Source organism: Candidatus Erwinia haradaeae (assembly GCF_900698855.1).
Taxonomy (GTDB): Bacteria; Pseudomonadota; Gammaproteobacteria; order Enterobacterales; family Enterobacteriaceae; genus Erwinia_E; species Erwinia_E haradaeae_F.
This window is the reverse complement of sequence record NZ_LR217698.1, coordinates 524,185-547,428: the sequence shown is the minus strand read 5'-3', so window position 1 is coordinate 547,428 and position 23,244 is coordinate 524,185. Positions and strand designations below refer to the sequence as shown.

Below are 23,244 nucleotides of genomic sequence, written 5' to 3'. Positions count from 1 at the left end.
TATTAATTATTCAAGATTATTGAATAAATTTGAGTATCATAGGGATAATAGATTAAAGAATCTATAAGTAATATCTACTTCAAGAATCTATAATACATTCAAGAATACTATGATAAAGGAATCTCACAAATAAAATCCTGAATGATCTAAGAACTACTTACTCATAATGTCAAAAACTTTATTTATTGCAGATCTTCACTTATGTAATGAAAAACCAGAAATCACTTCTGGATTTTTGAATTTTTTATATTCTGAAGCTAAAAACGCCGATGCATTATATATCTTAGGTGATCTATTTGAATCATGGATTGGTGATGATGATCCCAATCCTCTTCATACTACAATTGCTAATGTATTATGTCAGTTAACAATTCCGTGCAATTTTCTTCATGGCAATCGTGATTTGTTATTGGGAAAACATTTTGCTAGAATTTCTAGGATTAATTTAATGCCAGAAGAACAGGTATTAGAGTTGTATGGGCGACGCATATTAATTATGCATGGTGATACATTATGCACTCGAGATATTTTCTACTTACGTTATCGGAAGATAATAAAGAAACGCTGGTTTCAGAATTTATTTCTATCTTTACCAATTCACATTCGTCAAAAAATTGCATTAAAAGTGCGAACTATTAGTAAAAATGAAAACGCACATAAAGATGTAGAAATCTTCGATGTTAATCCAAAACTGGTTATAGATCTTATGTTTCATTATAATGTTCGAGTTTTAATTCACGGCCATACTCATCGACCTGCAGTACATAAGGTAAGTGTTCATGGGCAATCTGTCCAGCGTCTTGTTCTTGGAGACTGGAATAAGAACGGTTCAGCAATTACCGTAAGTAGAAATGATATTCAATTCATCTCTTTTCCTTTATAAAATAACTTATTTTATATTACTCAGTATCACACCAATGCCATTATACCTTCTTTACTTATAAATATTATACTTTACTATATTCATATATATGTCCTTCTTTTCCATTAAGCTTAAATTGGCTCTCAAGCTTAATATCGATAAACTCTAGCAATTAGGAGTTAGAATTATATGCGCATACTGTCGACACCGCCAGTCACTCGTATTGCAATTGTTATGGGTTCTAAAAATGATTGGCCCACCATGAAGCATGCTGCAGACATGCTTACTCATTTTGAAGTTTTATTTCATTGCGAAATAATATCAGCACATCGTACACCAGATAAATTATTTACTTTTTCTGAGCAAGCTTCAGAAAAAGGTTATCAAGTTATTATTGCAGGAGCAGGTGGATCCGCGCATCTTCCTGGAATGTTAGCTTCTAAAACGCTGATACCAGTATTAGGTGTACCAATAGAAAGCACGATTCTTAGTGGTATTGATAGTCTTCTTTCTATACTTCAAATGCCACGTGGAGCTCCAGTTGGTACTTTAGCAATTGGTAAGACCGGAGCTGCTAATGCAGCATTGCTTGCAGTACAAATTCTGGCGCTTTATAATACCAATCTAACTCTTAGTTTGTCGGCCTGGCGAGAGAATGAAAAAAACAAAATACTGAATCATCCAGACCCACGAGATAAACTATGAAAATAGTATATGTGTTAGGAACAGGTCAACTTGGCTGTATGTTGCGTCAAGCTGGAGAGCTTCTAGGAATTTCTATTTATCTTTTAGATATCGATAGTAAAATAGAGATATCAATAGAAAAAAAAGATCTCATTACTTCAGAAGTTGAACATTGGCCAAATACAGAATTCACTAGAAAACTAACTCTCAATGATTCTTTTATTAATAGAGACACATTTCCTATAGTTTCAGATCGTTTAATGCAAAAACAGTTTCTTGATCAGTTAGGTCTTCCTACTGTACCTTGGGTACCTATCTTCTCTTCGTCGCAATGGAATCAAATTTTTTCTCTATTTGGTGAATCGGTCATTGTAAAACAACGTATTGGTGGTTATAATGGAAAGGGTCAATGGAATATATCTTCTAATTCTCTATCTCTTTTTCCAAATAAATTCTACGGTAAAGCTATTGTGGAAAAAAAGATTAATTTTACTGATGAAGTATCTTTAATTGGTTCTCGTGGATACGATGGAAAGGTAATTTTTTATCCATTAACCTATAATTTTCATCAAGATGGAATTTTGCGAGTTAGCGTAGTCTTAGATAACGAAAACCCTATTCAGAAAGAAGTTGAGTGCATGTTATCATCTATCATGCATATGCTAAATTATGTTGGTATTATGACAATGGAATGTTTTGTCACTCAAAAAGGTATACTTATTAATGAATTAGCACCACGCGTACATAACAGTGGACATTGGACTCAGGATGGTGCATCTATAAATCAATTTGAAATGCATTTACGAGCTATTCTTAATCTTCCTATGCCTGCTCCAATTACATATAAACCAGTTATAATGCTGAATTTACTTGGAATTAATATTAATACAGCCTGGTTACATGATCCAATAGTACGTTTACACTGGTATAACAAAGAGGTTTATAGTTTTCGTAAGGTCGGTCATCTGAATTTAGTCACTGATAATTCTATAAAAATGAATATGGCATTAGATCGTCTAAAAATAAGGCTACCTTCAGGTTATGTCACAGGTATAAGTTGGGCACAAAATCAACTTAAGAGAATTTAGAAATCAATTCTAAATCCAGTAGTAAACTGATAAAAAAAGAAATAAAAACTTAAAGAGTTCTTTAATAGAACAGATTTTCATAAAAAAACATATTAAATATAATATCAAAAAGTAAAGAAGGTATAGATAATATAGATCCCGCATTCATCTTAATAAATTTAATGTACTTGAGTTCTTGATAACATGAAAACTTATACTATGTATCATATTAGAAATCATATAGTTAACAGATATATCTGCTTTCTAAGAAACATTAATTGTTATAACTTGTGCATAGATCTAATAAGAATCTTATGCCTATAATTTAAATTTTTTAATTAAAAATCATGTAATATCAAAGATATATGAATAGATAAAAAGCTAATGATTATAAACTATGTTTTAGATTTGGCATATGTATTGAAAAACGATGGTATATCTTACGTTAAGATAACATCAATGTAATTATTAGACCTATTACTTCTTCTCTTCAGGTATTAGACAACTAAGATAACTATAGTTATTAACTGATTACCTTATTACAATATGAAGTAGATTAAGACTGGAGTGCTTAATAATGGATCATATAGTACCCTCTATCCATGTAACTGACTCTGCTGTAAATCGAGTCAAACAACTAACCTCTTATGAGAAAAATCCTCATTTGAACCTTCGCGTGTATATTATTGGTGGTGGTTGTGGTGGGTTTCAATATGGATTTAGTCTAGATAATCAAATTCATGATGAAGATGTTATAGTGCAGAATGCAGGTGTGGTCATAGTCATTGATCCTATAAGTTTACAATATCTTTCTGGTGGTTCAGTAGACTACATTGAAGATCTTGAAGGATCTCGTTTTATTTTTAAGAATCCTAATGCAAAGACTACTTGTGGATGTGGTTCTTCTTTTAGTATTTAATGAAAACAGTAATAAAGATTATTACATCATAATACTATAAAATTAGTGTAAGTATAGAGTTATAATAGATAAAACAATATGTATATTGTGTATCTTTATATTATAAAGATATGATCTTTAATATTTTATCCTTTATGCACTATCAGAATCTTTCTAGTATGTATACTTTTGATATATTTACATATTTATATTAAAAATAAGTAGTTTTCTAGTAAAAAACTAAGTTGTAAACTATTTTTTATCAATAAAAAAATAAAATTTATTTTATGTATTTAATATCTTTCAACTACTTGATTACAAGATTTTAATCTATGATAGAATTTATTCTATTTGTAATATATTTTCCCTAATTATTAGATTCTCCTTATCTATCAATTATTTTGAATAAAAGTAGATATTCTGAAAAGAATATTTAATTAGAAAAACACTTAAAAATAATCTTCAAAAAAATATGAGACAGTTCTTCTGAGGAAGAAAAGTTCTTATTTTGATCACGAATCACTAGCATCTCATATTTACATACTATTACCAAATAGTATACGATTGATATCTAATTGAGATATATTGCTATATGTATCTTACTTTCCTCTCATTATCAATGATCTCCAATGTATAATATGCAGAGATTGGTAATCTACCTATAATTATACAATTTTTCGATAATAACTAATAAAAAATTCTATATGATAGTCAAGAAGTTTAGAAAAACATAACATTTATATCAAATTGATAAAATATAACATATCTTTCTTATTAATAACTCTATGAGGACAATAATTAAATTATTAAGATTACTAATATTTTTATTTTCTAGAATTTTCTTCCTAATATTGTCTACATAAATTTTCTTAAAAATAACATTTTATATAGAGTCAGATCCATGTCCCGCTCACCAATTGAGTTTAAAGGAAGTAATTTTACTTTTTTAGTGCTTTATCTATATGATATTGACTACAAAATTATAGGGAAATCGATCCAAAAAAAGATGGATAATGCGCCTGGTTTTTTAAGAAATGCACCAATTATTGTGAATGTCTCTATGTTAAGTAGTAACGTCAACTGGAACCATATGCAACAAGTAATCCTAGAGACAGGATTATTAATTGTTGGTGTTAGTGGATGTAGAGATGAAAAATTAAAACAAGTTATCATTAATTCCGGTCTAGCAATACTTAATGAAGGTGCAATTGATAATTCTCATAGTAAAATCTATACTTCCAAAAGTACTCCTAATCAAATGAAAGAGAAGTGTAAAACAAGGCTAATTTCTTCTCCAGTGCGTTCTGGTCAACAAATTTATGCCAAAAACACTGATTTAGTCATTATAAATAGTGTAAGCGAGGGAGCAGAATTGATTGCTGATGGTAATATTCATGTTTATGGCAGTATGCGAGGTCGCGCATTAGCGGGAGTCGATGGAGATGAAAGTTGTCAAATTTTTTGCACTCACTTATTAGCAGAACTTCTATCTATTGCTGGACAATATTGGATGATGGAGCAAATACCCTCTAATTGTTTTGGTAAAACATCTCGTTTGTATCTTGAATCCGGTGTTTTAACTTTACAAAATTTAATTTGATTAATGTTCACGAGCCCTTTCTTTATTAAGGAAAGATTATAATATATGTCACGCATAATCGTTGTTACATCTGGTAAAGGAGGTGTAGGTAAAACCACCTCCAGCGCATCTATTGCTACTGGTCTAGCTCAAAAAGGTAAAAAAATTGTTGTCATTGATTTTGATATTGGCCTACGCAACTTAGATTTAGTCATGGGTTGTGAGCGTCGCGTTGTCTATGATTTTATTAATGTCATACATGGCGATATCTCTTTAAACCAAGCTCTGATTAAAGATAAACATACTAAGGACTTGTTTATTTTGCCCGCTTCACAGACTCGTGATAAAGATGTGTTACACCGTGATGGCGTCCAAAAAGTTTTAGATGATTTACATAAAATGGAATTTGAATTTATTATTTGTGACTCGCCGGCTGGAATTGAAACAGGGGCTTTAATGGCACTGTACTTTGCTGATGAAGCTATTGTTACCACTAATCCAGAAATTACTTCTGTTCGTGATTCCGATCGAATACTTGGTATTTTATCTTCTAAATCTCAACGCGCAGAGATGTGTAAAACACCTATTAAGGAACATTTACTTTTGACACGTTATAATTCAGATCGAGTTAATCGTGGTGATATGTTAAGCATGCAAGATGTTTTAGATATATTACATATTCCTATTGTTGGAGTAATTCCTGAAGATCAATCTGTTTTACGTGCGTCAAATCAGGGTAAACCTGTTATTTTAGATCCTGTATCTCGCGCAGGAAAGGCTTACATTGATACTGTAGATCGCCTACTTGGAAAAGAATGTCCATTACGTTTTATTGAAGAAGAAAAGAAAAGTTTTTTAGCGCGTCTATTTAAAGGATAAACAATGCCCCTACTTGATTTCTTTTTATCCCGAAAAAAAAATACAGCACATATAGCTAAGGAGCGTTTACAAATCATTGTGGCAGAACGTAGAGGAGCAAATTATGAACCCCATTACTTAGCTCAATTGAAAAAAGAGTTATTAGAGGTAATAGGTAAATATTTAAAAATTGATCCCGAAATGCTGAAGGTAAGGTTAGATCAAAAAGATCAGAATATTTCTATTCTTGAACTAAATATTACATTCCCTGAGACAGAAGAAGAGGAATCTACTAAATAATTTATGACCTATACCATTTGATTATATAAGTAGATTGACTTTTTTGATGAATACGAAGATTCATAATCTTTAATATGACTTTCATTTATGTCTGTAAGTAGAAACTATGTAAGTATACATATATTGTTTTATAAAAATAGTAGACAGATAAATATTTTTTTTATAAAATAACAATTTGTAAAGGAGAGTTGCGCCCGTAGCTCATATGGATAGAGCGCTGCCCTCCGGAGGCAGAGGTGACAGGTTCAAATCCTGTCGGGTGCGCCATATTCGTTTATAAAATATATTTGTTAGATTGGTGTACTCTTTACATAGAAGAGGTTATAATAATATATTAATATTAAAAATGTGGTGGCCATAGCTCAGTTGGTAGAGTCCTGGATTGTGATTCCAGTTGTCGTGGGTTCGATCCCCATTGGCCACCCCAAAATTGCTGATATGCGAAGATGGCGAAATTGGTAGACGCACTAGCTTCAGGGGTTAGCGTCCGAAAAGACGTGAGGGTTCAAGTCCCTCTCTTCGTACCATACGATATAATGAATTTATCTATAATAATACTCGGCGAGTAGCGCAGCTTGGTAGCGCAACTGGTTTGGGACCAGTGGGTCGGAGGTTCAAATCCTCTCTCGCCGACCACTTAATATTAAGTAAAAAAATTATTTCTCAGGTTTAACTGAAATTTTTTATTTCAAATGGATAAAGTACTTAGAAGATTATCTAAGTATAATAAGTAAATAAAAAAAATTTTATAATGACCAATACTAGAGTATTAAAATCCTCTCTATATTTATACTTCAAATTAGTTATATCTCTATATAGATATAAATAATAACATTTATTAATAAATATAGAAAAAATAAATATAGAAAAGATATTTCAATGCGGGAAGATAACAGAATAAACGTTATTTTTTCTGATTCATATGTTGGTATTTTCTAACCTAACAATTTTCTCTTTAATAAGTATTTATCTCTAATTGGATTAATATCATACGACTATATGATAATCATCATAATCGATGTATATAATACAGGATATGTGGCATATAATTTAACGTTTGAGTATTTGATTCATTTTGTAATTAAGAACTGAGTAAAGCATAGAAAGAAGTCATAGATTATGCTTATTAGAGTATTATTCCTACTTAGGCAAGAAGGAATATTACTCTAAATAATAACGAGAGAATTGTATATGAAAATAGGTATTATTGGCGCAATGGAAGATGAAATTGCTCCATTACGTAATAAACTTAAAAACCAAAAAAGATTTTTACTTGCTGGAGTTGAAATTTATACTGGCATTCTAAATAATATAGAGGTATTTCTTCTAAAATCAGGAGTTGGAAAAGTTTTTGCTACATTAGGTACTACTTTATTGCTGCATATATATAAACCAAACCTAGTCATTAATATCGGATCAGCTGGTAGTCTACATCCATTACTAAAAATAGGAGATATTATTATCTCAGATGAACTGAGATATCACGATGTTGATGTTACTGTATGTGGTTATACACAAGGTCAGATGGTAGGGTGTCCATTGAGCTTTCCAGCTGATAAGAACCTAATTTCCATAGCAGAGCTCTGTTCAAAAAAACTCAACCTACATTCAGTGAGTGGATTAATAGTTAGTGGAGACACATTTATTAATGGTGGTGTTCTACGACAACATATTCGTAATATTTTTCCAAAAGCTATTGCAGTAGATATGGAATCTTCTGCTATTGCTCATGTTTGCTATCAATTTTCAATTCCTTTTATTGTTATACGCTCAGTTTCTGATATAGCAGATCAGGAATCTCCTCTCAATTTTAATAATTTTCTAAATTTGGCATCGCATAACTCATCTCTCATGATAGAATCGTTTCTATCTTATTTAGACACTCCTTAAGTTCATTTCGCCATGCATCTACCATTATGAACTGATAGTATATTACCACAACCATACGATGCTATTTATTGATAAAGCTCATCATAGTAAGCATAGTATTCCCTTCTATTAGAAGGGAACCCATATATTTGATGCTTTGTTTAATGAAAAACTTTCTTTTATATTGATTTTGATACTTAAGGTGATAGCTGTTGCGGAAAATAGAGTTTTAGTTTAATGTAAAAAATATTGATTTATTAATCAATGATCTTTTATATCACAACTGCTTCATATTAAAATGACTTTTAAGGGCAACTATGTTTGATATTGGTGTCAATTTAACTAGCTCTCGATTTAAAAAAGATTATTTAGATGTTTTAGAACGCGCGCGTTCAGCCGGTATAACCGGTATGGTTATTACTGGAACTAATATATCAGACAGTAAAAAAGCTCTTAACTTAAGCAAACAAAATTTAAATTATTGTTGGTCTACTGCTGGAGTTCATCCTCATTATGCTAATAGATGGTCAGAAGATTCTAATGGTGAGCTTCGTTCTTTAGCCAGCGAACCTCAAGTGGTAGCTATTGGTGAATGCGGGTTGGATTTTAATCGAAACTTTTCAGAACCGAAGCAACAATGTTATGTATTTCAAGCTCAATTAGAATTAGCTGTAGAGTTAAACTTACCAGTATTTTTACATTGTCGTCAAGCTCATAATTCTTTTATGTCTCTTCTTAAACCCTTTATTCCTCAGATAAAGGGTGCTGTTCTTCATTGCTTTACCGGAACGTATAAAGAATTGCGATCTTATTTAGATGAAAACTTATTCATTGGCATTACAGGATGGGTCTCTGATCAGAATAGAGGAAGAGAGTTAAGAAAGCTTATACCTTTAATTCCCTCTACTCATTTATTGCTGGAAACAGATGCACCTTGGCTATTACCTCAAGATATATATCCTTCACCATTATCAAAACGCAATGAACCTAGTTTCTTATCGTATATTTTACAAAAAGTAGCATTCTTACGAAAAGAGGTTGAAACTGAATTAGAAATACAAACAACATTAAATGCCCATAAATTCTTTTCTATCTAAAAAAACAACCTATTTCAATAGCTGTTTTTGAAGGTGGATAATGCTCATTTATTAGCAACTAAATTACTTTATATAACTATCTTTACATGATAATAGCGTATTTAGAAAAATACGCGTGAATCATTTACAGTATGATTATTATTTAGTTTTGGAACAAAAATAACTTGTTATGAATTTCTTTCTTTTTAACTTTAAAAAAGAATTTTACTAAAATTAGGATCTACAATATATATTGTACTTTTATGTTAATTAGTATTCAAATATTATAAATATGTAATCAAGTACATTAGTAATGTTACATATTAAGTAAATATCTGATATATTGTCTTATACACTCTAATTACTATATTATTTTATATGTATTTCTCTATAGAACTTCGATTATTATATTCAATAATATTGATGAGTATAATTGATTTTTTTATACATCTCAATATAAAGATATTGTTTCTTGATAGAATGGATTAACTTTATTATATCTTTTCTAAGATATAGAAATAATAGTGATCTTTTAATAAAGATATGATCTTATTTTGATAAAAATCGTTTTAATTTAATATTCTGAGTAATTTACTCGCATAAACATGGTGCGTCCGAGCAGATTCGAACCACTGACCCCCACCATGTCAAGGTGGTGCTCTAACCAACTGAGCTACGGACGCGTTATCTCTATAATCGTTACTATTTAATGAAATATGATCACAAATTTTCTAATTTATTTGAAAATTTTGATTACCTTTCTTGTGCTTCTATTCAATAAGTTTAATCTTTTGACTTTTCTAATATCTTATTTTAGTACAATTATTATGATAAATTAATATAATCTATTTTGGATTATAATAAAATATAAGATTCTTGTCTGAATTGTCCTAACACAGTACCATATGGGTATTAAATAGATTTATTAAAAATAATTATATCCAGTCAAGAGAACGGTGTCTACTATTAAAATCAAAAGTAAATATGATTTCAGAGCATAAAAAACCAAACAACAAAAAATTAGAAATATAAGTAATCACTTAATTATATAAGAATGTTGAATTTTGATATAATTCTTTTGTTTACTTCTTAAATTTAAATTTATATATTATTTCTTAGGATTCATGCTACTCTACATTCCTGATAAGATATTGATCAAATATATATTTGATTAAAAATGATAATAAGAAAATATATATAAATTTATGATAGAATGTCATATTCATATATAAAATAATTCAATTATATGAGTTTTTTATCAAATTAATTTGCATTTTTCTAAAAATAGACAGAGGTCTTCTCCTAGTCAATAGCAGGTATGTATAATAAAAAAAACAATGCTCTAAATACATCGAATCTTAATATTCCTTAATCATTTTCAGATCTGTAGAAATAAAAATCCTTTTTATTTATAAGACCGTCTACTAATATATATTAGTATATTAGTTTTATAAATTAGCTCATAAGATGAAGATAATATCTTATAGTAAACTGAAATAAGTTGTTTATATTATTTTATATATATAATTACCATAATTTATTCATCAAATCATGTTATAAACATAATTTAAATCTGATATTATATAAGATATGATTTTTTTAGTAAAATGCATCTCACATGAGGATCTCTAAATTTTATCTATGTTGATACCAATCAATAAATTTATTTTAGAACACATCATTAGCTTTGTCTAAAAACTTAGTTTACAATGATTTTATAGACTACAGAATGTTCTATGGGCTAATATTATTCTTTTCTAGAATAAGAATAAAAAAACTAATTGTATTATAAAATTATCAATTAAATCGTCGATTCTGGGGTATTTGACTTCATAAATGTCTAGTTATCTAACGATAAGTCATACTGATTTTTTCTTATCTTTTATATTTCATTTATCCTCTTGTATATAATTTATATATACTCTAAATTTCTGCATCCAGTTAACCATAGACGTATAAATATATCAGTGAAATAATAAAAAGAAATAACAATAACAAAAGAAAATATATTAAAATCTCTTTGGGCAGTAAAGGTCATATCTCTGGCGCTCAGAGTTCTATCCATACTAACATTCAAGCTATTATGCAATGTATAAAACTATGCAAATAATTATTTCAATAGTTTGAACTAATATTTATAATCTATAGAAATGTTATAAGTATATAACTCTATAACGTTATTTTTTATATAACTTTGTTTTAAGCAATATAAAAAACTAGATCATTTCTATGATCAGTTCTTATTTATTTAATAGACATTTGATGCTATTTACAAATGTCAGTAATTAGAATATATTTAGATTAAAGGATTGTCTTTATAGAATGTTTAAAAAATTCCGTGGCATTTTTTCTAATGACCTTTCTATCGATTTGGGTACTGCGAATACTCTAATATACGTGAAAGGACAAGGTATCGTACTTAATGAGCCCTCTGTAGTGGCTATTCGACAAAATCGTGCCGGTGCCCCAAAAAGCGTAGCAGCGGTTGGTTATGCTGCAAAACAAATGTTAGGTCGCACCCCTACTAACATTGCTGCTATCCGTCCTATGAAGGACGGAGTAATCGCTGATTTTTTTGTTACTGAAAAGATGCTGCAACATTTTATTAAACAAGTACATAGTAATAGCTTTATGCGCCCAAGCCCTCGTGTACTTGTCTGTGTTCCAGTTGGAGCTACGCAAGTAGAACGTCGTGCAATTCGTGAATCTGCTCAAGGCGCTGGAGCTCGTGAAGTCTTCTTGATTGAAGAACCAATGTCTTCTGCAATTGGAGCAGGTCTTCCGGTTTCTGATGCAACTGGATCTATGGTGATAGATATTGGGGGTGGTACTACTGAAGTTGCAGTTATCTCACTGAATGGCGTAGTATATTCTTCTTCTGTTCGAATTGGTGGCGATCGCTTTGACGAAGCTATTATTAATTATGTTCGACGAAACTATGGCTCTCTTATTGGTGAAGCTACTGCTGAACGGATTAAACATGGTATTGGGTCTGCCTATCCTTGTGATGAAATACGTGGAATTGAAGTGCGAGGAAGAAACTTAGCAGAAGGAGTCCCTCGTGCTTTTACTTTACATTCCCAGGAAATCTTAGAAGCAATGCAAGAGCCTTTGACTGGTATTGTCAGTGCTGTAATGGTGGCCTTAGAAAAGTGCCCGCCTGAATTAGCATCTGATATTTCTGAACGAGGCATCGTTCTTACTGGGGGTGGTGCGTTATTACGAAACTTGGATCGTTTGCTGATGCAAGAAACTGGGATTCCTGTGGTAGTCGCGGAAGATCCACTGACTTGTGTAGCTCGGGGAGGCGGTAAAGCTTTAGAGATGATTGACATGCATGGGGGGGATTTATTTAGTGAAGACTAGTAGTTTTTCTGATATTTTGATGACTTTGTCAGGAAAGTTAAGATGGTATAAAATAAAATATAATTTGTCTTATTAAATCACAACACATAATCAGTTCAACACTGATTCCTGACTGGTTGTGACAAGAATATATAGTTGATATCAGTTTTAACGTATTTACATTTACTAAATTCTAGGATCTAATTAGTGAGAGATCCTCTACATAATATTGATTCTTATATGTAGTTATGAAAATACATAGGTCAGTGATGGCATCATTATCTTGACTATATTTCATGAGTATATCTTTCTATCATTTAGTAAAAATTTATTGACTCAGAAGTTTGGAGGATAACATTTACTTTATGAAACCGATGTTTAGTAAAACTAGTTCTTTGCACTTGAATCTACTAATAGCCATTATTCTTAGTACTATAATGATGATTGCCGATAATCGATTTCATACTTTCTCTTCTATTCATTCTTATATGAATACTGTTGTTAATTCACTTTATCTTCTTATAAACGTTCCGCGTCAAATGTTAGATTATTTATCTCAAATATTTACTTCTCATCATGCGCTCGATCTAAAAAATAAAGCACTGCAAAATCAACTTATGTGTAAGAATAGTGAATTACTTATATTAAATCACATGAAGAAAGAAAATGCTCATCTCAGAGCCTTGCTTGGATCACCACTGCGTGAAGATGAACACAAGATCATAACACAAGTCATTTCATCTAGTGCTAATCCATATATGCATCAAGTAATTATTGATAAAGGTAGAATAGACAATGTCTATGAGGGACAACCTGTTATTAGTGATCAAGGTGTAGTCGGACAGATAGTTTCAGTAAGTAAAAATACCAGTCGAGTTCTATTAATCTGTGATGCCTCTCATGCGTTACCCATTCAAGTATTACGTAACGATCTTCGTGCTATTGTTTCTGGAAATGGATGTTCAAAAGAACTGCAACTTGAATATTATCCGGATCATACTGATATGCGCTGCGGAGACATGTTAGTGACATCTGGTCTTGGAGGTCGTTTTCCAGAAGGCTATCCTGTTGCAATTGTATCTTCTATTAAAGAAGATAATCATCATGGTTATTCTATAATTCAGGCACGACCAGTAGCCGATTTACAACATCTACGATACTTACTTCTTTTATGGGTTGGCAATCGTTATAAATCTCACCCACCAATGCCTAATGAAGTTCATCATATGGCTGAAGAACGTCAAAAAAAGAAAATGACCATGCCATTACTATCAAAGACTAAAAATATAACTGAAAATCAAGTAATACCAAGGCACTCTAATCATTCCAAAACTACGGAAGGTATACAAGAAACTAATATGTGATTAGTTTCTTAAAACCATATGAACTCATGCAGTCTTTAAATTATTTCTGTAGTTGTAGATATTGGTTAATCTGGTTGTCTTTCTTAGTTGCATTAATATTACAAAGTATGCCATGGCCTGAACCATTATCATTATTTCGTCCCTCATGGTTATTATTAATCCTAATTTACTGGATACTAATAATCCCTGATCGGATCAATATTGGTACTGCATTTTTTATGGGTATTGTAACAGACCTTATCTATGGATCTACCCTAGGTCTACATTCGCTAGCTTTAAGCGTGATCACCTATTTAGTATCCAGACAAAACCATCAAATTTGCAACTTAGCGTTATGGAAACAAGCGTTATCTGTAATAATATTAGCATGGCTGATGGATATTATTATATTTGTATCAGATTTATTAGTAATAAACGTTGTTTTTTTCCCGGAACAATTATGGAATGGGGTCACTAGCGGTATACTTTGGCCATGGATTTTTTTGTTAATGCAAAAAATTAGTCATAATTTATTCTCTAATACAAAAGTTGTATTTTAGTTGCATTAATAAAATTAAATTTTATTATGAATAATATATCAATTACTAGTTAAATCGTATAAACTTTAATCTTATATCAATTAAATTTTCTTATAATTAAGAATACATGACAATGATAGATCATGCCTCTCTAGAAGAGAAACTCTTTTCTTAATATCAATTAACTGATACTAATAGTTATCTAATTGTATAGTATTCTGACTATATTTGAAGTAGTAGAGATAATGTTTAATACCTTAAAACATCATGATTCACAGTAATTTAGTGTTTATCGTTATCAACCCTGTAAGATAGGGACTGGTCTAAATTAATATGCTAGTTATTTTTTTTAATTATCAAATTTTTACTTATCTTACAGACGATGAAATCAAATTAGTTTTGATTAAACCAAAGTTCTAAAAATAGCATAGAAAAAATTCAACTTAGATATTACAAGTATCGTATGTTCATTAATAATTCAGAATTAATCTCCTTGTAGTTATAAAAAAGAAATTAAATAATGATTTGAAGTAATAAAACTAAGACAAGAAAATCATTAAATTGAATTTATCCATTAAATGAAATATTAGAGAAGAACGGTTGTATTATAACTAAAAAGAACGAGGATATTAGATTTGATCCTATTTTAGGATAAAAAGAAACTCTTCTAATATCATGTATATGATGGCTAATGATTTAAATAATTTTTACATTAATTATGATTTGTTAACTTGAATTACTATATATTACATATCTTTTTTTCTGTTTAAAATATTTAGTGTCATAAAAGAATATAAAAAAATATTATTTATCTGTAATAACAGATACCAATATTCATAATAACATATCTATTTGAATATATACATATTACAATATGTATCATTATTTATTAGTAATATATGATTATTTTAAGTTATTACTAATAACATAACTCAGAAATAAGATACACCCTGATACTAGATTTATTGAAATCTGAGATTTATCTATTTCAAACAGAATGGTGATTGATATGTATTTAACATTAAGTCTATTTTATATATGTGCCTAGTTAGTTGTATTTAGATTTTGACGTCTTATTGAGAAGACTAACTAGATGATTGATTTTACTATCTTTTTTTATTTCTGGTGTAATAAATGAGGACAATCCATATTGTTCAAATTGTATTAATATATTACGCATAGTATTAATAATTAAAACTGATAAAATATTTCGATCTACATTTATTCCAACAGATTGGAGGTCTATTCCACCGTATTTTCTCATTATTTCCTGTGCTTGATCATACATATTAAGATTAATTCCTATTCCAATCACTAAATCTAGAAATTGACTGGGTTGATTTTTTATTTCTATTAAAACACCAGCTAATTTACGATTATGAAGATAAATATCATTTGGCCATTTGACTTTAATATTAGATGCTCCTATTTTCCGAAAAATATCAGAAATTGCTAAACTTATAATAAGACTTAAATATGTAGTTGATACTAAGTTGTTTTTTAAGCGCCAATATATAGATAAATACAGATTAGATCCAAAGGAAGAAAACCATGGTCGACTTCGTCGACCATGCCCCATGCTCTGATATTCAGCTATACAAACATCACCTGTTTTTAATTTAGAAATGGAATTTAATAAGTATTGATTAGTTGAGTCAATCACTGGAATAACTGATAAACGTCCTCCTGTCATCTCCCCTTGAATGATATTTTCATCTAAAAGATACATAGCAAATCCCAGGCAATAACCTTGATCTCTAATAGTTAAGATATTAATTCCCATCTGTTTTAATATCTGGATATAATAATAGATATCTATTAATCCTATTCCCAAATTGTGAATAAATTCTTCTCTTGAATGAAGTTGACCATCAGATAGAATCTGAATAAATTTTATGGGTATAATAGGGTTATTCATATTATGGCCTTTACGGAATCTGTTATTCCTGTTGCAGAAATAAAGCATACTTCTGGTTCTAACCAAACATTAAATTTCTCCGCTACACGTTGACGGACAATACGGGCTAAATTTATGATATCCTCACTACTAGCAGAACCAGTATTAATCAATACTATTGCTTGCTTACCATATACCGCAGCTCCACCAATATGGTGTCCTTTCAGAAGACAATGATCAATAAGCTGAGCAGCAGACAATTTTACTTTACCGTTTTTTTGCAAATATTGTGAAATCTTAGGATAACGAGAAAACAAATCAGAAGCCACTGAAGAAGTAACTAACGGATTTTTAAAAAAACTCCCTGCATTACCTATTGTGCATGGGTCTGGAAGTTTACTACGACGTATTCGACACACAGCATTGAATATTTTTATTGGTGTGACTGTCTTTGAGTTAAGATAGCGCAAATGACCATAAGTAAGAATAGGTCTCCATTGTTTATTTAATTTCAGCCCAACAGCAATAACAGCATATTGATCCTTGTATAAATGTTTAAATATACTATCTCGATAACCAAAACAACATTCTATCGTGTTAAGACGTCGATACTCTCCATTAGACAAAAAGATAATATCTACGTATTCACACACTTGATCTAATTCAAGGTCATAAGCTCCAATATTTTGAATTGGTGCTGATCCAACACAACCAGGAATCAGTGCTAAATTTTCTAGACCACCAAGTCCTCTATCTAATGTAGTTTTTACTAGTTGATGCCAATTTTCTCCAGCACCTACATGTAACAACCATGAATTAGTTTTTTCGACTATTCTAATTCCTTTAATGCGGTTAATAAGTACTTTTCCATTAAAATTTTGTAGAAATAGTACATTACTACCCTGGCCTAATAATAGTATTGGCTCATCCTTCTGACAATCTTTCGGCTGACATTCATAAAAAAGCGCAGATATGCTTGTAACTATCACAATATTTTTAGCGTAAACATTAATACCAAAAGTATGCCATGGTTTTAGTGAAAACCGATGATAGGACATAAAAAATCCTTTACAAATTAAGTTTACAACCAAAAGACCTTGCATATAGCATCTGTGTTGGTATCAGAATAGGATCTTTAATTATAAACCACATATTTATTTATATAATCTTCTATAGAATATTCCATAATATTTATTTTTTTTGTAAATAAAGTGGACTAGATTCTAATTAGATCGACACTCTGATAATACAATAGAACAATTAATTATAAAATATAGCATTTCCCTTAAAAAAAATCGGTCTATATATACTGATATACTATTTAAGTAAATAACTAAAAGAGTATCATAATTGTATTATTAGAAAGTTAATGCAGATATCAGGGACTTAATATTCCATTATATAATCAATAACAATGAGTTAAATAACATTAATACGTACATATAAAATTTATATCACCAATTTCTAATCTAACTCTATCAGGTAGTTAGATTCAGAATTATGTGATTTATTTATACAATGTGATTTATTTATACAATAAATACATTATTTAATAAGATAATAATCTCCTATCTAGTAAGTATACCAGAAACCTGGTTTCTTAAAAAATATTAAACATACATTAAAAATAAAAATTATTTTTCATATCTTATTTTTTAGATTAAATTATAATTGATATTGTTTTTTTAAATAATTTATACACTATTCTTGATAGTTTAATATATAGATATGTAACCATGGATCAAATTAATTAATGATAGATAAACATCCTCATAATAAAAGGAAAATAATAACTATTATACAATGTAGATAATATGTCTCGTTAGTATCTTACTATTGTTTTATCTTTATTTTATTTTTTTATTAGTTTATTAAAAATCTCTATTTCAGAAAAACTTGTTATTTGAAACAGGACAAAATCTTAGTTAAAAATCTTTGAACCTAATTGGATTTATTATAAGTCAAATATCATATAATATATGATTATTTCCAAATCGACTTTTTATTATATATAAGCAATTATTGGAATAATTATTAATTATTAATAAAATAAGACTTTTTATTAGTCGTATGTATCGCATTTTTTTATTAAAAAAGCATTATTTAAAATAATATCATATTTTTAAATACTTTTTCTTGTAATAGAGCTCTCTCTTTAGAGAGAGAATTAGTTTTTCTATAATTTGTCAAAACTAAAAATCTTTTTTATTTTTTATTTTATAGGATGCAGTATCCCTATAAAATATTAAGAATTTTATTTAATTTGATCTTTAACTAGTTCAATATCTGTATAAAAAGAAATATTCAATCTTGATTATATTGATAGATTTATATTTAAAAGTGTACTCAATAGGGATACGAATAAGGATTATTATTTTAATCTATTTTAATAACTAATCAATCTTCATAAAATTAGACCTCCTAATTTTTAATGATAAAATTGTATAATAATTACAGTTCTTATGTTATATAATCTATCTTTGTACTTTTATAAAGTAATTTTTAATGTTTTAAGTTTTTCTAATTACTTATTCATCCTCATAAGTTAAATAATACAGAATTATACATAGTCTGGAGTCAAATATGTATTCTTTTAGAGAGCTTTCTAATGCGATTCGTGCATTAAGCATGGACGCAGTACAAAAAGCGCAATCTGGTCACCCGGGAGCCCCAATGGGTATGGCAGATATAGCAACAGTTTTGTGGTGTAAATTTCTTAACCATAATCCAAACAATCCATTATGGGTTAATCGCGATCGTTTTGTGCTCTCGAACGGGCATGCTTCTATGTTACTTTATAGTCTTTTACATCTTAGTGGTTACAAGTTATCAATAAATGAATTAGCTAATTTTCGTCAGATCAATTCTAAGACACCAGGACATCCAGAATATGCTCATACAGAAGGCGTAGAAACCACTACGGGTCCTCTTGGGCAAGGCGTTGCTAACGCGGTCGGCATGGCCATTGCAGAACAAACGTTAGCTTCGCAATTTAATCGCCCTGAACACCGGATAGTAGATCATCGAACCTATGTTTTTATGGGAGACGGATGCCTAATGGAAGGCATCTCCCATGAAGTATGTTCACTGGCAGGTACATTAAAGTTAGGTAAACTAATTGCATTTTATGACCAAAATGGTATATCTATTGATGGGGAAACTAGTGGATGGTACACTGATGATACTGCACAGCGTTTTGAATCTTATAACTGGCATGTAATACGTAATATAGATGGACATGATTCTGATTCAATCACTAAAGCAATCGAAGAATCAATTAAAATTGAAAACCAGCCATCTCTACTAATATGCAAAACTGTAATTGGTTTTGGTTCTCCAAATAAAAGTGGTTCAAATCAAGCCCATGGTGGCCCTCTGGGAGATGAAGAAATTCTGCTTACTCGTCAGAAGTTAGGCTGGCACTACGAACCATTTAAGATTCCAAAAACAATCTATGCACAATGGGATGCTAGAGGTTCTGGTCATCAAAAAGAAGAAAGATGGAATATAAAATTTAGACAATATGAGAAAAAATTCCCCATGCTTGCTCAAGAACTAAAAAGACGCCTGACAAAGACGTTACCATTAAATTGGAATGTTCAATCAACGAGCATTATTCAATCTTTACAATCTAATCCAAAAAATATTTCTACTCGTACAGCATCACAGAGTGTTATCGAAGTTTTTGGAAAACTATTACCAGAGTATTTAGGTGGTTCTGCAGATCTAACACCAAGCAATCTTACTATGTGGTCTGGATCTAAGCCTATTCATCAAGACCCATCGGGTAACTATATTCACTTTGGAGCTCGAGAATTTGGTATGAGTGCGATTTCTAATGGAATAGCACTCCATGGTGGTTTTTTGCCATATACAGCAACCTTTTTAATGTTTTTTGAATATGCACGTAATGCCGTACGCATGGCAGCATTAATGCGAATCAGACAGATTATGATATACACTCATGACTCTATTGGATTAGGTGAGGACGGTCCTACACACCAACCCATTGAGCAGTTATCGAGTTTGCGTCTTACACCAAATATGAGTACTTGGAGACCTTGTGATCAAGTTGAATGTGCAATTGCCTGGAAATTCGCCATTGAACGTTATGATGGTCCCACTGCTCTTGTACTTTCCCGTCAGAATCTAACACAACAAAAACGTACTGATGAACAGTTATCTAATGTTGTTCGTGGTGCATATATCCTCCAAGATTGTGTAGGACAACCAGACCTTATTATAATTGCCACAGGATCGGAAGTTGAATTAGCAGTAAATGCATATCAATATCTCACTCAAGAAGGGTATAAATTACGTTTAGTTTCTATGCCATCTACTGATGTGTTTGATAAACAAGATATTTATTACCGCGAATCGGTATTACCAAGTTCTATAACCTCTCGTGTAGCAATTGAAGCAGGTATTGCTGATTATTGGTTTAAATATATTGGTCTAAACGGTGCTATTATAGCAATGACCCAATTTGGTAAATCGGCTCCATCAGAAAAACTTTTTAAACTATTTGGCTTTACAGTAGAAAACGTAGTAAAAAAGATAAAAGATCTACTTAAATTCTATAATACAAAGTTAATTCATTAAAAATATTTTCTAATTATTCTCTTAGTCATTCTTATTAGAATGACTTTATATAGATATTAAAAATATAATTTAAATATCAATGATTTCTAATTTTAAGACACTTTAATAGATTTATGATTGAATAATAATGTTCACTTTAATTATATAAATAGATGGAATCAATATTGTTAACAGTTGATATATTATATCAATAATAGTCTGGTATTTTTTATAGAAAGGAATACTATTTATTATAAATATATAAAAATAAGATTAAGCGATCGGGTAATTTTTATAGAATTCATTGTTTAATATTTGGATATTATTGTAATAATTAGTGTTATTACAAAATATAAAAGCCAATACTTTTATTATTTCCCTCTTTTAAATTAGAAATTATTAGGATAAGGAAATATATAAATTTCTTTTTATTTTAAATATAAAATAAAGTGCTTAAAACTAAATCAAATTTAATAGAGTAAACATCGTTTAAATATCTAGGCAATATTTTACTTACAATACCTCATAATCATTTCCAGTAATTAGAAGGTATTTCCTCCATCAAAACAATGAAGATGGTCAATTAAAATAGAGCGATTACTAAATAATCATATCTAATATGGAATGATTTCTATCTTTTTTATCTTACTAGACTTCAGCATGAATGATACTGACAATCTATTATTTATTCTAGTTAAAATAATAATTGATACTAAATTGAGTTTTGATAAATATGTTTAAAACAGATAACATCATGCATTGATTATTAAGCCAAATATCAATGCTCCAATGTATGAATCCAATATTTATTTATTCTAGATAGCGCGCTCATAATTTACTTATTCTAGAATAAAAAATTAGAAGACTATTGTAATAAATACAACTAATTACAAATATATCGTTTTTAATAAGAAAAGATAATCCATACTCAATGTTATATTTCAAAATAATGTTATAGTATGTTTAATATTATTCTATTTATAAAAATATTAATAGTTCATTTGTTATTATAACTTTAGTTTATACTAAATATAAAACACACTTTCTCTGATGAGAATTCGCTCATAATCAAAACTATCTTATAGTCTTGTATTACAAAGGAGGGGGTATGCCTATAGCAAGAATGATTGATCTGGATCTTGTTGGAAAACGCGTTCTAATTCGATCTGATCTTAATGTGCCAGTCCAAAAAGGGAAAATTCTATCTGATGCACGTATTTGCGCCGCTCTACCAACTATTGAAATAGCCCTTAGAAAAGGCGCTTACATAATGGTAAGCTCACATATGGGGCGTCCAACTGAAGGGGAATACAATGAACACTTCTCTCTTTTACCTGTAGTTAACTATTTAAAAGAGAAGTTGGGTAGGAATTGTGTGTCTCTCGTAAAAAATTATTTAAACGGTATTCACTTATCCTCTGGAAAAGTACTAGTACTAGAAAATGTTCGTTTTAATAAAGGAGAAAAAAACAATGACATAATACTTTCTAAAAAATATGCCGCATTATGTGATGTTTTTGTTATGGACGCCTTCGGGTCTGCGCATCGAGCACAAGCTTCTACTTATGGAGTAAGTAAATTCTCTGAGGTTGCCTGCGCAGGTCCACTTTTATTATCCGAATTAGATGCTTTAGACAAAGCGCTTAGGAATCCCTCTCGTCCTATGGTAGCGGTGGTAGGTGGGTCCAAAGTTTCTAGCAAATTTCATACGCTACATTCGCTTGGTAAAATTGCTGATACTGTAATTGTTGGAGGAGGCATTGCTAATACTTTTATTGCTATTGATAATAGTGTAGGAAACTCACTTTATGAACCAGTTTTTGTTAATCAAGCTAAAATATTGCGTGATACCTTTTCAGTAGAAGTTCCTATTGATGTTCGTGTAACCACTCCGAATGTAGAAAAGAATCAATGTATTGTTAAGCAGGTCTCTGAAATACAAGTAAATGAAGAGATTTTAGATATTGGCGATAAAACTGCTTTATCCATGGCTAAATTATTAAAATCCGCTCGTACTATTCTTTGGAATGGTCCTGTTGGTGTATTTGAATTACCTAACTTTCAGAAAGGTACGAAAATCATTGCTCAAGCAATTGCAGATAGTAATGCATTTTCTATTGCAGGAGGTGGGGATACACTAGCTGCTATTGATTTATTTGATATCAAAGACAAAATATCTTATATCTCTACTGGAGGAGGGTCTTTCCTAGAATTTATAGAAGGAAAAGATTTACCTGCGGTGACTATACTAAAAGATCGTACACATCATGGATATAATAAGAAATAAATATCTTTGTCTTCTAGTTAGAATTAAAATTCTCTTCAACTGATCTCGTCTTCAACTAA

16 protein-coding genes and 5 tRNA genes are annotated in these 23,244 nt (G+C 30.2%); 18 read left to right on the top strand and 3 right to left on the bottom strand.

What is annotated here, in order from left to right; genetic code table 11:
• The first annotated feature begins 166 nt into the window (after window positions 1-166).
• From lpxH to HACICURT3053_RS01585, 13 genes are all read left to right on the top strand, one after another.
• Entirely contained in the window at window positions 167-883 is a 717-nt protein-coding gene (gene lpxH, locus HACICURT3053_RS01645) for a UDP-2,3-diacylglucosamine diphosphatase (RefSeq protein ID WP_157992010.1), read from the top strand.
• A 168-nt stretch (window positions 884-1,051) separates the two neighbouring features.
• Window positions 1,052-1,567, top strand: a complete 516-nt coding sequence (gene purE / locus HACICURT3053_RS01640) for a 5-(carboxyamino)imidazole ribonucleotide mutase (protein ID WP_157992009.1) — start codon at window positions 1,052-1,054, stop codon at window positions 1,565-1,567.
• Window positions 1,564-2,634 carry a 5-(carboxyamino)imidazole ribonucleotide synthase gene (gene purK, locus HACICURT3053_RS01635; protein ID WP_157992008.1) on the top strand — a complete coding sequence of 357 codons (1,071 nt, stop codon included), beginning with the start codon at window positions 1,564-1,566 and terminating at the stop codon, window positions 2,632-2,634. Before purE ends, purK begins: the two co-directional genes overlap by 4 nt.
• 553 nt (window positions 2,635-3,187) lie before the next feature.
• Complete coding sequence (gene erpA / locus HACICURT3053_RS01630) at window positions 3,188-3,532, top strand: iron-sulfur cluster insertion protein ErpA (protein WP_414973886.1); 345 nt, start codon at window positions 3,188-3,190, stop codon at window positions 3,530-3,532.
• Between the two features lie 880 nt (window positions 3,533-4,412).
• The gene (gene minC, locus HACICURT3053_RS01625; RefSeq protein ID WP_157992006.1) at window positions 4,413-5,111 is read left to right on the top strand and encodes a septum site-determining protein MinC; all 699 of its coding nucleotides are present in this window, start codon (window positions 4,413-4,415) and stop codon (window positions 5,109-5,111) included.
• A gap of 45 nt (window positions 5,112-5,156) precedes the next feature.
• A complete protein-coding gene (gene minD / locus HACICURT3053_RS01620) occupies window positions 5,157-5,969 on the top strand; it encodes a septum site-determining protein MinD (protein WP_157992005.1) in 813 nt (270 codons plus the stop codon).
• A 3-nt stretch (window positions 5,970-5,972) separates the two neighbouring features.
• Window positions 5,973-6,248, top strand: a complete 276-nt coding sequence (gene minE / locus HACICURT3053_RS01615; RefSeq protein WP_157992004.1) for a cell division topological specificity factor MinE — start codon at window positions 5,973-5,975, stop codon at window positions 6,246-6,248.
• A 190-nt stretch (window positions 6,249-6,438) separates the two neighbouring features.
• Window positions 6,439-6,515, top strand: a tRNA-Arg gene (locus tag HACICURT3053_RS01610).
• An 84-nt stretch (window positions 6,516-6,599) separates the two neighbouring features.
• Window positions 6,600-6,675: transfer RNA gene (locus tag HACICURT3053_RS01605), tRNA-His, on the top strand.
• Window positions 6,676-6,688: 13 nt separating this feature from the next.
• Window positions 6,689-6,775 (top strand) — tRNA-Leu (locus HACICURT3053_RS01600).
• Between the two features lie 32 nt (window positions 6,776-6,807).
• Window positions 6,808-6,884: transfer RNA gene (locus HACICURT3053_RS01595), tRNA-Pro, on the top strand.
• Window positions 6,885-7,439: 555 nt separating this feature from the next.
• The gene (gene mtnN, locus HACICURT3053_RS01590; protein WP_157992003.1) at window positions 7,440-8,138 is read left to right on the top strand and encodes a 5'-methylthioadenosine/S-adenosylhomocysteine nucleosidase; all 699 of its coding nucleotides are present in this window, start codon (window positions 7,440-7,442) and stop codon (window positions 8,136-8,138) included.
• A gap of 296 nt (window positions 8,139-8,434) precedes the next feature.
• Window positions 8,435-9,214: a TatD family hydrolase gene (locus tag HACICURT3053_RS01585; protein ID WP_157992002.1), complete on the top strand. Its 780-nt coding sequence runs from the start codon at window positions 8,435-8,437 to the stop codon at window positions 9,212-9,214.
• A 585-nt stretch (window positions 9,215-9,799) separates the two neighbouring features.
• Here HACICURT3053_RS01585 and HACICURT3053_RS01580 read toward each other — a convergent pair.
• Window positions 9,800-9,876, bottom strand: a tRNA-Val gene (locus HACICURT3053_RS01580).
• A 1,639-nt stretch (window positions 9,877-11,515) separates the two neighbouring features.
• Here HACICURT3053_RS01580 and HACICURT3053_RS01575 point away from each other — a divergent pair.
• The 3 genes from HACICURT3053_RS01575 to mreD all read left to right on the top strand — a co-directional run bounded on the left by HACICURT3053_RS01575 (window position 11,516) and on the right by mreD (window position 14,441).
• Window positions 11,516-12,559 carry a rod shape-determining protein gene (locus HACICURT3053_RS01575; protein ID WP_157992001.1) on the top strand — a complete coding sequence of 348 codons (1,044 nt, stop codon included), beginning with the start codon at window positions 11,516-11,518 and terminating at the stop codon, window positions 12,557-12,559.
• A 344-nt stretch (window positions 12,560-12,903) separates the two neighbouring features.
• Window positions 12,904-13,902, top strand: coding sequence for a rod shape-determining protein MreC (mreC, locus tag HACICURT3053_RS01570; protein WP_157992000.1), 999 nt, complete (start codon window positions 12,904-12,906; stop codon window positions 13,900-13,902).
• Between the two features lie 26 nt (window positions 13,903-13,928).
• Window positions 13,929-14,441 (top strand): rod shape-determining protein MreD, encoded by a 513-nt coding sequence (gene mreD / locus HACICURT3053_RS01565; RefSeq protein ID WP_157992308.1) that lies wholly within the window; start codon window positions 13,929-13,931, stop codon window positions 14,439-14,441.
• Window positions 14,442-15,468: 1,027 nt separating this feature from the next.
• Here the strand turns inward: mreD and HACICURT3053_RS01560 are convergent.
• Together HACICURT3053_RS01560 and murB are read right to left on the bottom strand one after the other, a co-directional pair.
• On the bottom strand, window positions 15,469-16,338 hold the full coding sequence (locus HACICURT3053_RS01560) for a biotin--[acetyl-CoA-carboxylase] ligase (protein ID WP_157991999.1): 870 nt from the start codon (window positions 16,336-16,338) through the stop codon (window positions 15,469-15,471).
• Complete coding sequence (gene murB, locus HACICURT3053_RS01555) at window positions 16,335-17,375, bottom strand: UDP-N-acetylmuramate dehydrogenase (protein ID WP_157991998.1); 1,041 nt, start codon at window positions 17,373-17,375, stop codon at window positions 16,335-16,337. Before murB ends, HACICURT3053_RS01560 begins: the two co-directional genes overlap by 4 nt.
• 1,525 nt (window positions 17,376-18,900) lie before the next feature.
• On the opposite strand from murB, the gene tkt reads away from it, so the two are divergent.
• Together tkt and HACICURT3053_RS01545 are read left to right on the top strand one after the other, a co-directional pair.
• Window positions 18,901-20,919 carry a transketolase gene (gene tkt, locus HACICURT3053_RS01550; protein WP_157991997.1) on the top strand — a complete coding sequence of 673 codons (2,019 nt, stop codon included), beginning with the start codon at window positions 18,901-18,903 and terminating at the stop codon, window positions 20,917-20,919.
• A gap of 1,102 nt (window positions 20,920-22,021) precedes the next feature.
• Entirely contained in the window at window positions 22,022-23,185 is a 1,164-nt protein-coding gene (locus HACICURT3053_RS01545) for a phosphoglycerate kinase (RefSeq protein ID WP_414973885.1), read from the top strand.
• The last annotated feature ends 59 nt before the right edge of the window (window positions 23,186-23,244 follow it).

Excerpts from the sequence above, each read along its gene's own strand:
- purE (WP_157992009.1), top strand. The coding sequence starts at position 1,052 with ATGCGCATACTGTCGACACCGCCAGTCACTCGTATTGCAATTGTTATG.
- mreC (WP_157992000.1), top strand. The coding sequence starts at position 12,904 with ATGAAACCGATGTTTAGTAAAACTAGTTCTTTGCACTTGAATCTACTA.
- purK (WP_157992008.1), top strand. The coding sequence starts at position 1,564 with ATGAAAATAGTATATGTGTTAGGAACAGGTCAACTTGGCTGTATGTTG.
- HACICURT3053_RS01585 (WP_157992002.1), top strand. The coding sequence starts at position 8,435 with ATGTTTGATATTGGTGTCAATTTAACTAGCTCTCGATTTAAAAAAGAT.
- HACICURT3053_RS01545 (WP_414973885.1), top strand. The coding sequence starts at position 22,022 with ATGATTGATCTGGATCTTGTTGGAAAACGCGTTCTAATTCGATCTGAT.
- tkt (WP_157991997.1), top strand. The coding sequence starts at position 18,901 with ATGTATTCTTTTAGAGAGCTTTCTAATGCGATTCGTGCATTAAGCATG.
- minC (WP_157992006.1), top strand. The coding sequence starts at position 4,413 with ATGTCCCGCTCACCAATTGAGTTTAAAGGAAGTAATTTTACTTTTTTA.
- HACICURT3053_RS01560 (WP_157991999.1), bottom strand. The coding sequence starts at position 16,338 with ATGAATAACCCTATTATACCCATAAAATTTATTCAGATTCTATCTGAT.
- murB (WP_157991998.1), bottom strand. The coding sequence starts at position 17,375 with ATGTCCTATCATCGGTTTTCACTAAAACCATGGCATACTTTTGGTATT.
- mreD (WP_157992308.1), top strand. The coding sequence starts at position 13,929 with ATGCAGTCTTTAAATTATTTCTGTAGTTGTAGATATTGGTTAATCTGG.
- HACICURT3053_RS01575 (WP_157992001.1), top strand. The coding sequence starts at position 11,516 with ATGTTTAAAAAATTCCGTGGCATTTTTTCTAATGACCTTTCTATCGAT.
- mtnN (WP_157992003.1), top strand. The coding sequence starts at position 7,440 with ATGAAAATAGGTATTATTGGCGCAATGGAAGATGAAATTGCTCCATTA.
- minD (WP_157992005.1), top strand. The coding sequence starts at position 5,157 with ATGTCACGCATAATCGTTGTTACATCTGGTAAAGGAGGTGTAGGTAAA.
- minE (WP_157992004.1), top strand. The coding sequence starts at position 5,973 with ATGCCCCTACTTGATTTCTTTTTATCCCGAAAAAAAAATACAGCACAT.
- lpxH (WP_157992010.1), top strand. The coding sequence starts at position 167 with ATGTCAAAAACTTTATTTATTGCAGATCTTCACTTATGTAATGAAAAA.